A 14135-nucleotide genomic window follows, 5' to 3' on the forward strand; every position below is an offset into this window, starting at 1 on the left:
CTCCACCTAGGCCTTTCCATGTAAAATTGCTTCTAAAATTGCCATGCGCATAAAGACTCCGTTACTCATTTGCGCGACGATTCTTGATTGCAGACTTTCCACTAATTCATCTGCCAGTTCAACATCCCGATTGACTGGCGCTGGATGCATAATAATTGCGTGTTTCTGTAAACGAGTTGCCCGTTCGTTGGTTAACCCATATTCCAAATGATAGCCTTCTTTTGAAAAACTTTCCTTACCATCATGACGTTCGTGTTGCACGCGAAGCAACATCATCACATCGACTTTTTCAACAATTTCATCTAGCGGCACATATTGTCCATAGACATCAAACTGATGATCGTACCACTCTTCTGGACCTGAAAAATAAATTTCAGCGCCTAAACGGTTTAATAACTGCATATTTGATTTAGCAACGCGAGAATGTGTAATATCTCCCACAATCGCCACTTTCAAGCCTTCAAATCCACCAAATTCTTCATAAATGGTCATCAGATCCAATAAACATTGTGTAGGGTGTTGTCCACTCCCGTCCCCACCGTTAATAATAGAACATTGAATCGTTTTACTTTGAATCAATTCATCGTAATAATTTTCTTTACCATGACGAATGACTGCTACATCTACACCAATTGCCGACATCGTTAGTACTGTGTCGTATAACGTTTCTCCTTTTTGAACAGAACTTCTACTCGCTTCAAACTCAATCACTTCTAAGCCTAATTTTTTCTCAGCTACCTCAAAACTTTTATGTGTTCGAGTACTATTTTCAAAAAACAAGTTTGTTGCAAAATATTGACGTTCTTCTGGGTGCCATTTTGCCCCCTGTTTAAATTCTCCTGCGCGACGGATTAACCCCATGACTTCACGGTCGGTTAAAGCCTCAGCAGTTAAAAGATGTTTTAAACTAATTCGTTCAGATGTAATAATCATTCGTCCAGTCCTCCTACTGTTCTTCGCTACGTGCGTTTTCCGGTAAAATTAAATTCAAAACAATTCCTAAGACAGTTGCTAATGCCATTGAAGACAATTCAAAAGTTCCTACTTTGAAGACTAAGCCACCAATGCCGATGACTAAAATTACTGAAGCAATCAATAAATTCTTTTTCTTATCAAAATTAATCTTATTATCGATTAAGATTTTCAAACCACTTGCGGCAATCACACCGAACAAGACGAAACTAATTCCTGAAATAACTGGTCCTGGGATACTTAGAATCAAGGCACTTAATTTTCCAACAAAGCCTAAAGCTACAGCGAACACCGCGGCTCCACCAATCACGAAGACACTGTGTACTCTTGTAATTGCCAACACGCCGATATTTTCACCATAACTTGTAACTGGCGGTCCACCAACAAAACCTGCTACAATTTGCGCTAAGCCATCTCCCATTAAAGTTTTAGATAAGCCTGGGTCTTGGAAAAAGTTGCGCTTGGTTAATTTATTCAAGACCATTAAATGACCAATATGTTCTGTCATTGTTACAAAAGCAATTGGTGCCATTGTTGTAATGGCATTTAAATACAATTTCGGTTCATATTGAACAAAAGGTACTTCAAAATTCGGTAAAGCAAACCAAGCAGCTTCTTTAATAGGGGTTAAATCAATAATTCCGAAAGCTAAAGCGACTAGGTACCCACTAACAATTCCCAAAAGAATTGGAATTAATCCTAGGAAGCCTTTGAAAAACATGTTGTAAAAAATGGTTAAACCTAAAGTAATTAAGGCTACGGCAATATATTTAAAATCATAAACGTTGTTGTTATACATTGCGTTATTTGCGGCATTAGCTGCCAAGCCTAAACCGATAACCATCACGACAGGTCCTACAACGATAGGCGGTAAAATTTTATCCAACCAGTCGGAACCAATTTTTTTAATGATTAATGAAACGATTAGGTATACCAAGCCGGTTGTCATAGCACCTTGAGCAATGGCTGGATAACCATCACTCTTCATTAACATCTGCATCGCTGCAATAAAAGCAAAGCTACTGCCAAGATAGGCGGGGATTTTTCCTTTTGTAGTAATCAGATAGACCATTGTTCCTAATCCTGAACTGACTAACGCAATCCCTGGGTCAATTCCCACTAAGATTGGTACTAAAACCGTTGCGCCAAACATCGTAAATAAATGTTGTAAACTTAGGCCAACCCAGTGAAAAGCTTGCGGTCTGTCTTTAATATCTAAGACTGCATCCTCATTTCGAAATTCTTTTTCTGACAACGTTGTTCACTCCTTTTTATTCGTTTCCTTTACTGATCATAATACGATCTGCGCCGTCACGCTCTTCCATTTCCACAATAATTTCCTCAGTTTTTGATGTTGGAATATTTTTTCCTACATAATCGGCACGAATCGGTAGTTCCCGATGCCCACGATCTACTAAGACTGCTAAAGAGATTTTTCTTGGACGACCTAAATCCATAACAGCGTCCATCGCAGCACGAATGGTCCGGCCCGTGTACAAGACATCATCCACTAAAATAACTTCTTTACCTTCAATTGAGACTGGTACGTCAGAAGAATGTAATTCAGGTTCCTCCATATCTTTCACATCATCACGATACAAAGTAATATCTAATTCACCAACTGGCACGTCAATATCTTCTAATTGTTTTAAGCGTTCGGCTAGACGTTGTGCAATGTATATCCCACGCGTTTTAATTCCTACTAAAACAATGTCTTGAATTCCTTTGTTTCTTTCAATAATTTCATACGAGATTCGAGTAAGCGCTCGTTTCATTGTGACTGCGTCAACAACTTCTTTCTTTGGCATAATAATTTCCTCCTCATTTCTTTTTTATCTACGTCCTCGCTGTCTTGGGGTCAGCGATTCTTCCTTCAATTGAGCAGCTGAAAAATAAGTGGGTTTTTATTGAAATTGTCCTGTTATTTTTTCCAACAAAAAATCCTCCTACCCGTATGAGGATAGGAGGATGTTGGTTACAGTTTAAAAAGGTAAAAGGGTACCATGTAGCCCACACAACTTACTAACTAAGCGCACTTAGTGTTCTTTTGCATGATTCCTTCTTAGCCTCACGGGACTAAACTTAAAGGTTACAGTTATTTAGTTATTTTTCTTCTTAAAAAAGAGTTTACCTCTTCTTCAGAAAAAAATCAATGATTATTTCTTAATTGGTGTAAAGTTTTTTCAAAAACTTCTGGTAAAGGTGCTTCAAAAACTAATTGTTCACCTGTAGTAGGATGTGTAAAGCCTAATAACTTCGCATGTAAAAATTGCCCATTGCCAGGCAATGTTTTTTTCGGTCCATATAACGGATCTCCAGCTAATGGATAACCGATATATTTCATGTGAACACGGATTTGATGTGTCCGGCCTGTTTCTAGTTGTAATTCAACTAAGGTAAATGCATCAAAACGCTCTAAAACAGTAAAGTGCGTGACTGCTTCTTTACCGCCTTCAATGACCGCTTGCATTTTGCGGTCAACCTTGGAACGACCAATAGGTGCATTTATTTCTCCCTTATCGTGAGGAATAACACCGTGGACCAAGGCAACGTATTTACGTAACGATGTTTTTTCTTTTAGCTGTTTCGCTAATGATTCATGGGCTTGATCATTTTTAGCCACCATCAATAGCCCCGAAGTATCTTTATCAATTCGATGAACAATTCCCGGTCGCACCACATCATTTATCGCCGATAAGTGATCCGCATGATGAAGTAACGCGTTCACTAATGTACCATTGGGGTGCCCTGCCGAAGGATGAACAACCATGCCTTGAGGTTTGTTGACGACAATCACATCATTGTCTTCATAAACAATGGTCAAAGGAATATCCTCTGCTACCATATCTAGCACTTCTGGTTCAGGAATTGTTACCACAATTTCATCGCCTGCTGTAACTTTGTAATTTGCGCGGACCGTTTCACCATTAACTGTTACGTGTTTTTCTTTTAACCATTGTTGAATTTGCGAGCGGGAATGATTGGGTAAATGTTCACTTAATACTTTATCAATCCGGCCTTTTTCTGTTTGAATCGTTACGTTAATTTGTTCCATTTTTGCCTTCCTTTGCTGCTTTTTCATCTAAAATCAAATAAATAAATATACAAATAACGCCGACCACTAACGTACTATCTGCAACATTAAAAATAGGAAAATTCATAAAATCCGTTTGGAGCATGTCCACCACGTAGCCTAAACGTACACGATCAATAAAATTTCCAATGGCACCTGCTAAGACAAAAGATAAACCTACAGAATACCAGATACTTTTTTTATAATTCTTAATTAATAAATAAATAATCACGACACTAACAATTACTGTGATGACATAAAAGAATATCATCTTTCCTTCTAATAAGCTCCAAGCGGCTCCGGTATTTCTTAAATGGGTCAGCGACAAAAATCCAGGAATGAATTCTTTTGTTTCACCCAAAGAAATGTTTTGGACCGTCAAATATTTGCTCCATTGGTCAAGCCCTACTAATAAGGCACTGATTAAAAAATATACTACTAACAATCGCGTCATTCCTTTTCTCTATGAATACTTGCTAAATCTCTTGGTCGAACAATGCCTACTAACTCACCATTAGGATGGCCACTTTTACTAATAAGCACAGCTTCTAAGCGTGGCTGCTCCCGAAACATTTGTTCAACTTCAAAAACGGTTGCTTCAATTGAAACAAATTGATAGTTGCTGCGTTTATAATTTGATGCCAACAATTCTCGCACCATTCGGTTGGCAATGTGAACTTCGCCTTTGGTGCTCTCAATGGCAAACCATACACCAATCCCTCGAACCGTGATTAATCCTTTAAATACACCTTTTTCATAAATCGGAAATTGAGAATATTGTTTTTTTGCAATAATCGTTAATAACGTTTCTAAAGAAGTGGTGATTTCAAAAGCTGTAACACGTTTCGCAAATTTAGGCACTACTTTTTCTGGTTTTGTTAAAGCTTGTTCAATCGTTTCAATTCGTTGAACTGCCCATTCGTTTGGCTCTGCAATTACAAAATCATCAGCAATTCGCTCATGAACGATGGCATTTCTTAACTGAGCCATTTGAAGCAAATCCTCTTCAAATTGAGCAATCTGTCCTTTTTCTTTTCGGGAAAGACGTCTTGTCATTTCACTGAATCCCATGTTGACAGGATTGTTCAGTCTCTCTCTCATCCACTTTTCAATGCGATTAAAGTGTGCTAAAAATGTATCTGCTCGTTCCCCCATAGTCGTTGCTCCTTATAGTAAACTACGCAATAAATTTCCGTCATTATTTTTTATTGAGCTACTTTCAAGTATATACTAAAAATAGGTCTCAGGAAAGAGCGGCTTTAAAAGAGACCGCTCGCTTGACCCGTTTCGTCCACATCCATATTTAACGCAGCAGGAACTTTCGGCAAGCCAGGCATCGTTAAAATGTCACCCGTTAACGCCACGATAAACCCTGCACCGATTTTTGGAACTAGCTCACGAATCGTAATCGTAAATCCTTCTGGCCGTCCTAGTTTTTGAGGATCGTCAGAAAGTGAATACTGTGTCTTCGCCATGCAAATTGGTAATTGATCCCAACCATTTTTTGTAAAATCTGCGATTTGTTTTTGCGCTTTCGGAGAAAAAATCGCCTGTTCCCCGCCGTAAATCGTTTGTACAATGGCTTGAATTTTTTCTTCAATTGTTTGGCGAGGGTTATATAAAGGTTGAAACTGTTTTGTATTGGCTTCAATCTCTGCTACCACTGTTTTCGCTAGATTCGTGCCACCTGCGCCACCTTGCGCCCAAACACTTGTTAACTCGACGGGCACGCCTAACGTTTGGCAGGCTTCTTTCAACAGTTGAATTTCCTTCTCTGTATCCTGTGTAAACTCATTAATTGCAACAACTACTGGTACATCATAACGTTGCATGTTTTGAATATGTTTTTCTAAGTTGGCAAAGCCTTTTTGTAACGCTGGTAAATTTTCTTCTGCTAACTGATCTTTCGCCAAACCGCCATGCATTTTCAGCGCGCGAATCGTTGCCACAATCACAACGGCATCTGGTGCTTTTCCTAAAGAAGGTACTTTAATATCTAAAAATTTTTCGCCACCTAAGTCGCCACCAAAACCTGCTTCTGTTACGACATAATCCCCTAGATGCAAAGCCGTTTTTGTCGCTAAAATACTGTTACATCCATGAGCGATATTGGCAAAAGGACCACCGTGAACAAAAGCTGGAGTTCCTTCAATCGTTTGAACTAAATTAGGTTTTAAGGCGTCTTTTAATAATAAAGTCAGGGCACCTGCCACGTTTAAATCTTTAACCGTCACCGGCTCTCTTTGGTCATTATAGGCGACAATAATCCGACTTAAGCGTTCTTTTAAGTCCGTTAAATTTTGCGCTAAACAAAGAATCGCCATAATTTCGCTCGCCACAGTAATATCGAAACCGTCTTCTCTTGGTACACCTTGGAAAGGACCGCCTAAACCAACAACGACCTGTCTGAGCGCACGATCATTTAGATCCACTGCCCGTTTCCAAATCACCCGCCGAGAATCAATCTTTAATTCATTTCCTTGCTGTAAATGATTATCTAGTAACGCAGCTAAGGCATTATTGGCTGTCGTAATCGCATGCATATCACCAGTAAAATGCAAATTGATTTCTTCCATTGGTAATACTTGTGCGTAACCGCCACCTGTTGCGCCACCTTTAATCCCCATCACAGGACCTAATGATGGTTCTCTTAGGGCAATAACTGTTTTTTTATTGATTTGATTTAATGCATCTCCTAAACCAATGGTCACGGTTGACTTTCCTTCTCCTGCTGGCGTTGGATTAATCGACGTAACGAGGATTAATTTACCTTCTGGTTTCGCTTCTAAGGATTGAAGCGTTGGAAAATCTATTTTCGCTTTGTATTTCCCATAAAGTTCTAGCGAATCTTCTGAAAGATCGATTGTTTCGGCAATCTCTTGAATAGGTTTTAATGTTGCTGCTTGTGCAATGTTAATATCTGTCTTCATAACGAACCCCTTTTCAATTCTTTATCGTCTTTGTGACACATTGTTTCTTTTAAATTATAGCTTGTATTGAATAGAATGGCTAGAATAACCTTTTTTAAACAACCCAACCATTGACGTTTGGTAGCCTTTTCTCGTATAATGAAAGTGTCTTTACAAATCTAAAAGGAGCGTGAATTGGATGCAAAAAGGAATTGTCAAATGGTTCGATAACAGAAAAGGTTATGGTTTTATCGTTTACAACGAAGAAGATGAGATTTTTGTCCACTTCACTGCTATAGAAGGTGACGGATTCAAATCACTTGATGAGAATCAATCTGTAGAGTTCGAGATAATGGAAGGCAATCGTGGGCTACAAGCAGCACATGTCAAAAAAATAGATAACTAAAAAAGCTGAACCAACAACGCTTTGCTCCAAAAAGTAAGTAAACGTAGCGTTTGTTTCAGCTGATTATTTTAAGATTTTGAGAGTGGGTCACCAGTCGTTTCGACTTATGACTCACTCTTGTTTTTTTCTTCTTTTTTATGAAGGCCCAAAGAATGATCTTCTGCTACCTTCAATTCAGGCTTTTTTACCTTAAGTGCCTCAAGAAATAACGGAATCGTTTTCTTTTTCATTAAAAAGACTTTTGAGCCTTCCTTAAATTCTGAGGAAAAAATTTCGATGCTTTTTTCATTGTAGGTTACTTTTTCTATCTGAGAAAGCGGAAGTGCTTTTTTACGAAACCATAAAACATCTCTAACAATTAAAGATGTTTCTGTCAGGTTAAAAGACCGCGCAATTCCTAGATAAGCAAACACAAAAAATGGAACCATCACCAGATTACTAATCAAGTAAGGACCATTATTTTCCAATGCTAAAATTAAACTAATAAATAATATACAAAATGTGCAAGACCAGTAAATAATTGTTGATGCTAATTCTGGCTGCCAATAAAATTTCTGTTTTTTCATAAAGTGCCCTCACTACTTCTGGATCAACGCCGCTAAATTTAAATATGTTATAATAGTAACATACTTTTTTTAAGAACAAAAAGAAATTAGGAGTAATTTTATGTTAAGAATTTATGTAGATGCTGCAACTAAAGGCAATCCAGGTGAATCTGGCGGCGGTATCGTTTACCTCACCGACCAATCGCGGCAACAATTGCATGTGCCTTTAGGTATTGTTAGTAATCACGAAGCTGAATTTAAAGTGCTGATTGAAGCTTTAAAACAAGCGATTACCAATGAAGACAATCAACAAACCGTTCTTCTCCACTCAGATAGTAAAATTGTTGTTCAAACAATTGAAAAAAACTATGCTAAAAATGAAAAGTACCAGCCTTATTTAGCAGAATATCAACAACTAGAAAAGAATTTTCCTTTGCTCTTAATCAAATGGCTACCTGAAAGTCAAAACAAAGCGGCAGATATGCTTGCACGGCAAGCATTACAAAAATTTTATCCCAGTAAAAAGTAGCACTGTTTACTTAATGCTTTTCCTTTATTAATTTGATAATTAAACACGTGGAGCAAAAATCCCTAGTGATTTTTGCTCCACGTTTAAAAACAGATAAACGGTTCTGTCTCGACTTCTTCTTATAGCCACTTATTCTTTTGTCGTTATTTCCGCAAATTGTCCATTGGTTAGCGAAAGGATTGCTTCAGGCGCTAATTCAATTTGCATGCCACGTTTGCCTGCAGAAACAATAATTGCAGAATATTGTTGAGCTTCTTCAGCCAAATAGGTGGGAAATTGTTTTTTCATCCCAATTGGTGAACAGCCACCACGAATATAGCCTGTGGTTGCTTCTAAATCTTTTAAGTGAAGCATTTCTACCTTTTTGTTGCCACTAGCTTTCGCTAATTTTTTTAAATCTAATTCTTGATTACCAGGAATGACAGCCACCACTGGACCTGTTTTATTACCTACTGTAACCAAGGTTTTAAAAATTCGTCCTTTTTCAATACCTAAACTTTCAGCGACACTTTCTGCACTTAAATGATCTTCACTCCAAGCGAATTCATATTCTTTATATGGTACTTTATGTTGTTCTACCATGCGCATCGCATTCGTTTTTTGTTGTGTTTTTTTCTTTGCCACTTTTTTCACCTTCTGAATCACTTGTTTTGTTCGAATATCTTTAAATAATTTCTTAATACTTGTACGGATAGTTGGCCTGGTGCAGACGCTTGCTGGGCTGAGCCAAAAGTTAGTGCCGACCCGAACAGTTGACCTGTTACGCGACTAATCATCCCTAACTGTCCCATTGACATAGTAACGATTGGGACGGATGCATAATGGGTGTACATTTCATTGGTTGCTGAAAGTAACGTAAGTACATCTGTCGCATCTTGTGGCATCACAGCTATTTTACAAATATCCGCCTGACGCATTTGCATTTGGCGTAACCGCGCGACAATCTCCTCTTGCGACGGTGTTTTCTGAAAGTCGTGATTACAGAGAACAATTTTAATCCCCGCCTTTTTAGCTTCGTGAATTAACGTATCTGCCGCCAGCGGATTCGCAAATAATTCAATATCTAATAAATCCAACGCACCCTTTTTCACTAATTCATGATACAAAGCAAAATAATTTTCCTCGGAAAAAGCCATTTCGCCGCCTTCTTTTTGTGTACGAAAAGTTAACAATAACGGTTTTTGCCCCAACCGTTCCATTACTTGTTGTGAAAGATTACATACATCGGAAAAATCAGCGACATTTTTATAATAGTCTAAACGCCATTCTACCAAATCACAATCTAGTGTTTGGCTCGCCGTTGCTTCGGCCAAAATATCCTCGGCTGTTGGAGCAACAATGGGCACCACAATTTTGGGATTCCCTTCACCTATTCGCACATTTTTGACTATAACTGGCTTCACAGTTCCACCTAACTTCCTCGTTTGTTTTTCTCTCTTCATATCATACCATTTCTATTCTTTTTTGCAATTTAAAGAGCTACAAAGACACCTAGAATTAGGAATTTCCTAACACTAAATGCCTTTGTTTAGGTTATTTAACTCTTTCAGTTGTTACGTTAAACTTCCGTACTTTGTAACTGATACATATCCGCATAAAGGCCACCTTCTGCCAGTAACGTTTCGTGCGTTCCTCGTTCTACAATCTGCCCTTTGTCTAAAACTAAAATCAAGTTTGCGTCACGAATCGTCGAAAGGCGATGCGCAATCGCAATTGTCGTTCTCCCTTGACGCATTTTGGCTAATCCTTCTTGAATCAATCCTTCTGTTTCTGTATCAATATTAGCGGTTGCTTCATCTAAAACTAAAATTTTGGGATCAGTCACAATCGTTCGTGCAAACGAAATTAATTGACGTTGTCCGCTAGAATAACTCGCTCCTCGTTCAATGACTTTCGCATGATAGGTATTGGGTAACGTGTGAATAAATTTATCCGCCTGAACAAATTCCGCTGCCTGTTTAATTTGTTCATCTGTAATATTGGGATTCAGTAAACGGATATTTCCAGCAATATCTCCATAAAACATGAAAGCGTCCTGTAATACCAAGCCCATCTTTTCCCGTAATTCTGTCATGGGAAAATCACGAATGTCACGATCATCAATTAAAATCTGCCCTTCATAAAATTCATAGAAACGCATGAGTACATTAATAATTGAACTTTTACCACTTCCTGTATGACCGACTAAAGCGACGGTTTCCCCGGGATTTGCGACAAAGCTAATATTTTTCAATACTTCGTTTTTGCCGTCATAAGAAAAAGTAACATTGCGAAATTCAATTTTCCCGCGAATAATTTCCCCATTCGCTCCTACTGATTGTTGCGGCGTTAATTCTTCCGTATCCATAATTTTTAAAATACGGCTACCTGCGACAATCCCATCTGTAAAGATACTTAGGAAGTCCATCATTTGTGTCATCGGATTAAAAAAAGCTTGGACATACGTTACAAAAGCATAAATCATCCCCGCTTCAACAGGTGAATGTAAAGCATCGATGCCAAACATAGTTAAGGCCAATGCAATCGCCAATGTATACAACAAATTAATGATGGGACTTAATAATAATGAATTCATACGAATCATTGCTACTCGTGTTTTTAAATAATCATCATTGGTTTCCTCAAATTCTTTTTCCAAACGCTTTTCTTGGCGAAATTGTTGAATGATTTGCATACCAGAGATGTATTCATTTAGTTTGGTGTTTAATTGACTTAATTTTTCCCGCATACTGCGATATAATTTTGAACTAAATTTTTGGTAATACCAAATTACAACTAATAAAATTGGCAAGAAAATTAGACAATAAAATGAAATTTTTGGACTGAGTTGAAACATTGCAAAAAATGACGAGATTACGGCAAAAATTCCTGTAATCACCATTAGGAATACATACCAGAATTCAAACAATGTTTCTGTGTCATTTGTAACACGAGACACCGTCGAACCCGCTGGTGTTTGATCAAAATAACGCATACCTAAAGTGTGTAATTTTTCAAATAATTTCACTCGTATATATTGATACGTTTTTAAAGAAGCCATCGAATACAAATACCATTGGAAAAACCAAACAATACTTTTGACAATGACACCAAAAAAATAAATAGCAGCAAAAGTTAGAATCACTTGCATTGTAGCAGTTTTAGGCGTTAAATAATTATCCATAAAAACTTGAATGACTCTAGGCAAAAGAATATTGATAATTGATAAGCCAAATGCAAAGAGAATAGCTGTGTAAAACATGCGTCGAAACGGTTTGGCAAAACGAAACAAACGCTGAACAATCGTTAATTGTTCTTTCAGCGGTAACTCTCTGGACCATTCGGATTGATACTTTTCTTCCATTAACTCTCACTCCCTTCAATTTTCGCTTCTAATTGCTGTTTTTCCCACATCCGCTGATACCAACCCTTCTGAGCCAGTAACTCTTGATGCGTCCCCCGTTCAATAATTTTCCCTTCATCCAACACTAAGATTTCTTTGGCATGCATGACACTACTTAAACGATGCGCTGTAATGATAGTGGTTTTTTCTTGGCGCGTTTCTTTTAGATTTGATAAAATCGCCTCTTCAGTCTTCGCATCGACTGCAGATAAGGCATCGTCTAAAATTAACAATTCTGGTTCAACAATCAAGGCCCGTGCAATAGAAATCCGTTGTTTTTGTCCGCCAGAAAGCGAAACGCCACGTTCCCCAACCATTGTGTCATAGCCTTCAGGGAATGCTTTAATTTCTTGGTTAATAAATGCTAATGCTGCCGCTTGTTCAACTGCTGCTTGTTCCAAGTGTGGTTTAGCAAAACGAATGTTATCTCGTACCGTCATGGAAAAGAGAAAATGGTCCTGTGGCACGTACCCCATTGCACCCATCAATGCATCTAATGTGTAATTTTTAATGTTATGTTTTCCAAAGAAAATCGTTCCTTGGTATTGGTCATATTCACGCATCAACAATTTCAAAATAGTGGTTTTTCCAGCGCCTGTTTTGCCAACAATCCCCAAGGTTTCTCCTTCTTGCAACGAAAATTGGATATTTTCCAACGCCACCGTCTCTTCTTTTGGATAAGAAAAAGAATCAATCTTCATTGAAATTGTCCCTTGGGCCATTGTTTTGATGGCATCTTTTCGTTCGATAATATGCGTTTTTTCATGTAATAATTCGTTCACACGATCGTAACTAGCATTCCCACGTTCTAACACATTAAATAAGCGCCCAATCGCAAACATTGGCCAAACTAGCATCCCAATATAGGCAATGAAAGAGACCAACTGACCTAAACTAATCGTTCCTTCCATGATGAAACGACCACCAATAATAATTGTCAAAACATAAGAAACACCAATAATCAGCGTAATAAACGGATCAAATAGTGCATCTAAAAAGTTCGTTCGTTTATTTTTGACGATAGCATCATCAATTTTCTCTGTAAAATCAGCAAGATCTTCTTGTTCTTGCCCAAATGTTTTAATGACTTTAATTCCAGTAATACTTTCTTGTGTTTTATCATTAATCGCTGAAAAAGCAGCTTGTGAATCTCGAAAGGCATCATGCAACTTAGAACCTAGAACTCGTGAGGTGACCGCTAATAAAGGCAGCGGTAATAAAGCAATTAATGTTAAGCGCCAATCGACAAATAGAACCATTGCGATAATCGTTGTTCCTCCCGTAATCACAGAGTCAGCAAATGTTAAAATCCCAGCTCCAGCCACATTTTGGATGGCATTTAAATCATTGGTTGCATGCGCCATCAAGTCACCTGTCCGATATTTCTGATAAAAGATGCTATCCATTTTTGTGAAATGATGAAATAATTGAGTCCGTAGCTCTTTTTCCAAACGAGCGGCACTCCCCCAAATATGCATCCGCCAAATATAGCGAAAAAGATATTGGGCAAGCCCAGCACCAATCAAGAGTGCAACCCATACGATAATTTTCGTTAAGCGAATTTCTTTGTTAACGATTTCATCTACAACGACGCCAATAACTTTGGGCGGGACTAATTGAACAAGAGCGACCATCATTAATGAGAAAACCCCAATAATATAACTTTTTTTCTCTTGCTTAAAAAACCAGCCTAATTTTTTGAATATGGACATTCAGTTGTCCCTCCTTTACTTTGTTGTTCTACGAAGACTACTTTCGAGCTAGAAGGTTTCTTCGTTATTGTTGTTTTTGATTAAACGTTTCGCTCTTTTCCTCCTAGATTATCCTATTCTCCCGCAAAACAACAAAAAAACGGACTGAAAATCAGCCCGTTTTTACACTTATTCATGATTACCTGAATAACCTTTACTATTTTCCTTGGTTTTTCATTTGTTGCATCATTTGTCTAACCTTTTTCTCTGACGGTTTTTGACCCATTGATGCCATCATCATGCGTAACATATCCTCATTAACGGGAGGATTTTTTTTGAAATAATCTTGCATATATTTGCGTGCAAGGAAAAAGCCCCCTGCAGCGCCTACTAATAAAGCGATTACTGCGATTAATACTACCCAACCTGTTGCCATTGAAACTCTCTCCTCTCCGTATAGTTTTGCTCTCAATGAATTATTTTACTAGAAATAGCAAAAAAAGAAAAGTTCTTTTTGCGGGATTTCTCTTAAATAATGAAAAAAGTCTGATTTTTTTGCAAAATAGTGATTAAAAGTCAAAAATATACGCTCTTAAATGTCAATAGGACCTTTAAGAGCGATTGTTGC

At 37.9% G+C, this 14135-nt stretch carries 15 protein-coding genes; 2 read left to right on the forward strand and 13 right to left on the reverse strand.

The features are described 5' to 3' along the window. Positions 1-6 precede the first annotated feature (6 nt). The 7 genes from IGJ52_RS07380 to IGJ52_RS07410 all read right to left on the reverse strand — a co-directional run bounded on the left by IGJ52_RS07380 (position 7) and on the right by IGJ52_RS07410 (position 6975). Positions 7-933 carry an aspartate carbamoyltransferase catalytic subunit gene (locus tag IGJ52_RS07380; protein WP_002357411.1) on the reverse strand — a complete coding sequence of 309 codons (927 nt, stop codon included), beginning with the start codon at positions 931-933 and terminating at the stop codon, positions 7-9. 13 nt (positions 934-946) lie between these two features. After that, the gene (locus tag IGJ52_RS07385) at positions 947-2227 is read right to left on the reverse strand and encodes a solute carrier family 23 protein (RefSeq protein ID WP_002357410.1); all 1281 of its coding nucleotides are present in this window, start codon (positions 2225-2227) and stop codon (positions 947-949) included. Between the two features lie 16 nt (positions 2228-2243). Further along, a complete protein-coding gene (gene pyrR / locus IGJ52_RS07390) occupies positions 2244-2783 on the reverse strand; it encodes a bifunctional pyr operon transcriptional regulator/uracil phosphoribosyltransferase PyrR (RefSeq protein ID WP_301280621.1) in 540 nt (179 codons plus the stop codon). A 338-nt stretch (positions 2784-3121) separates the two neighbouring features. After that, positions 3122-4027, reverse strand: a complete 906-nt coding sequence (locus tag IGJ52_RS07395; RefSeq protein WP_002371061.1) for an RluA family pseudouridine synthase — start codon at positions 4025-4027, stop codon at positions 3122-3124. Continuing rightward, the gene (gene lspA, locus IGJ52_RS07400) at positions 4014-4490 is read right to left on the reverse strand and encodes a signal peptidase II (protein ID WP_002360174.1); all 477 of its coding nucleotides are present in this window, start codon (positions 4488-4490) and stop codon (positions 4014-4016) included. Before lspA ends, IGJ52_RS07395 begins: the two co-directional genes overlap by 14 nt. A gap of 5 nt (positions 4491-4495) precedes the next feature. Continuing rightward, positions 4496-5200, reverse strand: a complete 705-nt coding sequence (locus tag IGJ52_RS07405; RefSeq protein WP_438791999.1) for a CBS domain-containing protein — start codon at positions 5198-5200, stop codon at positions 4496-4498. A 104-nt stretch (positions 5201-5304) separates the two neighbouring features. Further along, positions 5305-6975 (reverse strand): formate--tetrahydrofolate ligase, encoded by a 1671-nt coding sequence (locus tag IGJ52_RS07410; RefSeq protein WP_438792000.1) that lies wholly within the window; start codon positions 6973-6975, stop codon positions 5305-5307. Between the two features lie 178 nt (positions 6976-7153). Between IGJ52_RS07410 and IGJ52_RS07415 the strand changes: the two genes are divergently transcribed. Further along, positions 7154-7360 carry a cold-shock protein gene (locus tag IGJ52_RS07415; RefSeq protein ID WP_002357404.1) on the forward strand — a complete coding sequence of 69 codons (207 nt, stop codon included), beginning with the start codon at positions 7154-7156 and terminating at the stop codon, positions 7358-7360. Positions 7361-7464: 104 nt separating this feature from the next. Here IGJ52_RS07415 and IGJ52_RS07420 read toward each other — a convergent pair whose 3' ends face one another. After that, positions 7465-7926: an EbsA family protein gene (locus IGJ52_RS07420; protein WP_002366775.1), complete on the reverse strand. Its 462-nt coding sequence runs from the start codon at positions 7924-7926 to the stop codon at positions 7465-7467. A gap of 100 nt (positions 7927-8026) precedes the next feature. On the opposite strand from IGJ52_RS07420, the gene IGJ52_RS07425 reads away from it, so the two are divergent. After that, positions 8027-8434 (forward strand): ribonuclease HI family protein, encoded by a 408-nt coding sequence (locus IGJ52_RS07425; protein WP_438792001.1) that lies wholly within the window; start codon positions 8027-8029, stop codon positions 8432-8434. A 129-nt stretch (positions 8435-8563) separates the two neighbouring features. Here the strand turns inward: IGJ52_RS07425 and ybaK are convergent, their stop codons facing one another. The 5 genes from ybaK to IGJ52_RS07450 all read right to left on the reverse strand — a co-directional run bounded on the left by ybaK (position 8564) and on the right by IGJ52_RS07450 (position 13943). Then, a complete protein-coding gene (ybaK, locus tag IGJ52_RS07430; RefSeq protein WP_002382387.1) occupies positions 8564-9079 on the reverse strand; it encodes a Cys-tRNA(Pro) deacylase in 516 nt (171 codons plus the stop codon). Then, complete coding sequence (aroD, locus tag IGJ52_RS07435) at positions 9076-9837, reverse strand: type I 3-dehydroquinate dehydratase (protein ID WP_438792185.1); 762 nt, start codon at positions 9835-9837, stop codon at positions 9076-9078. Before aroD ends, ybaK begins: the two co-directional genes overlap by 4 nt. 155 nt (positions 9838-9992) lie before the next feature. Continuing rightward, entirely contained in the window at positions 9993-11777 is a 1785-nt protein-coding gene (locus tag IGJ52_RS07440; protein WP_010816558.1) for an ABC transporter ATP-binding protein, read from the reverse strand. Further along, positions 11777-13528, reverse strand: coding sequence for an ABC transporter ATP-binding protein (locus IGJ52_RS07445; protein WP_033601003.1), 1752 nt, complete (start codon positions 13526-13528; stop codon positions 11777-11779). The genes IGJ52_RS07440 and IGJ52_RS07445 overlap by 1 nt, the downstream gene beginning before the upstream one ends. A gap of 196 nt (positions 13529-13724) precedes the next feature. Continuing rightward, on the reverse strand, positions 13725-13943 hold the full coding sequence (locus IGJ52_RS07450) for a YneF family protein (RefSeq protein WP_002357397.1): 219 nt from the start codon (positions 13941-13943) through the stop codon (positions 13725-13727). Positions 13944-14135 lie beyond the last annotated feature (192 nt).

Source organism: Enterococcus sp. DIV1758, assembly GCF_051711985.1.
GTDB classification, from domain to species: Bacteria; Bacillota; Bacilli; order Lactobacillales; family Enterococcaceae; genus Enterococcus; species Enterococcus faecalis.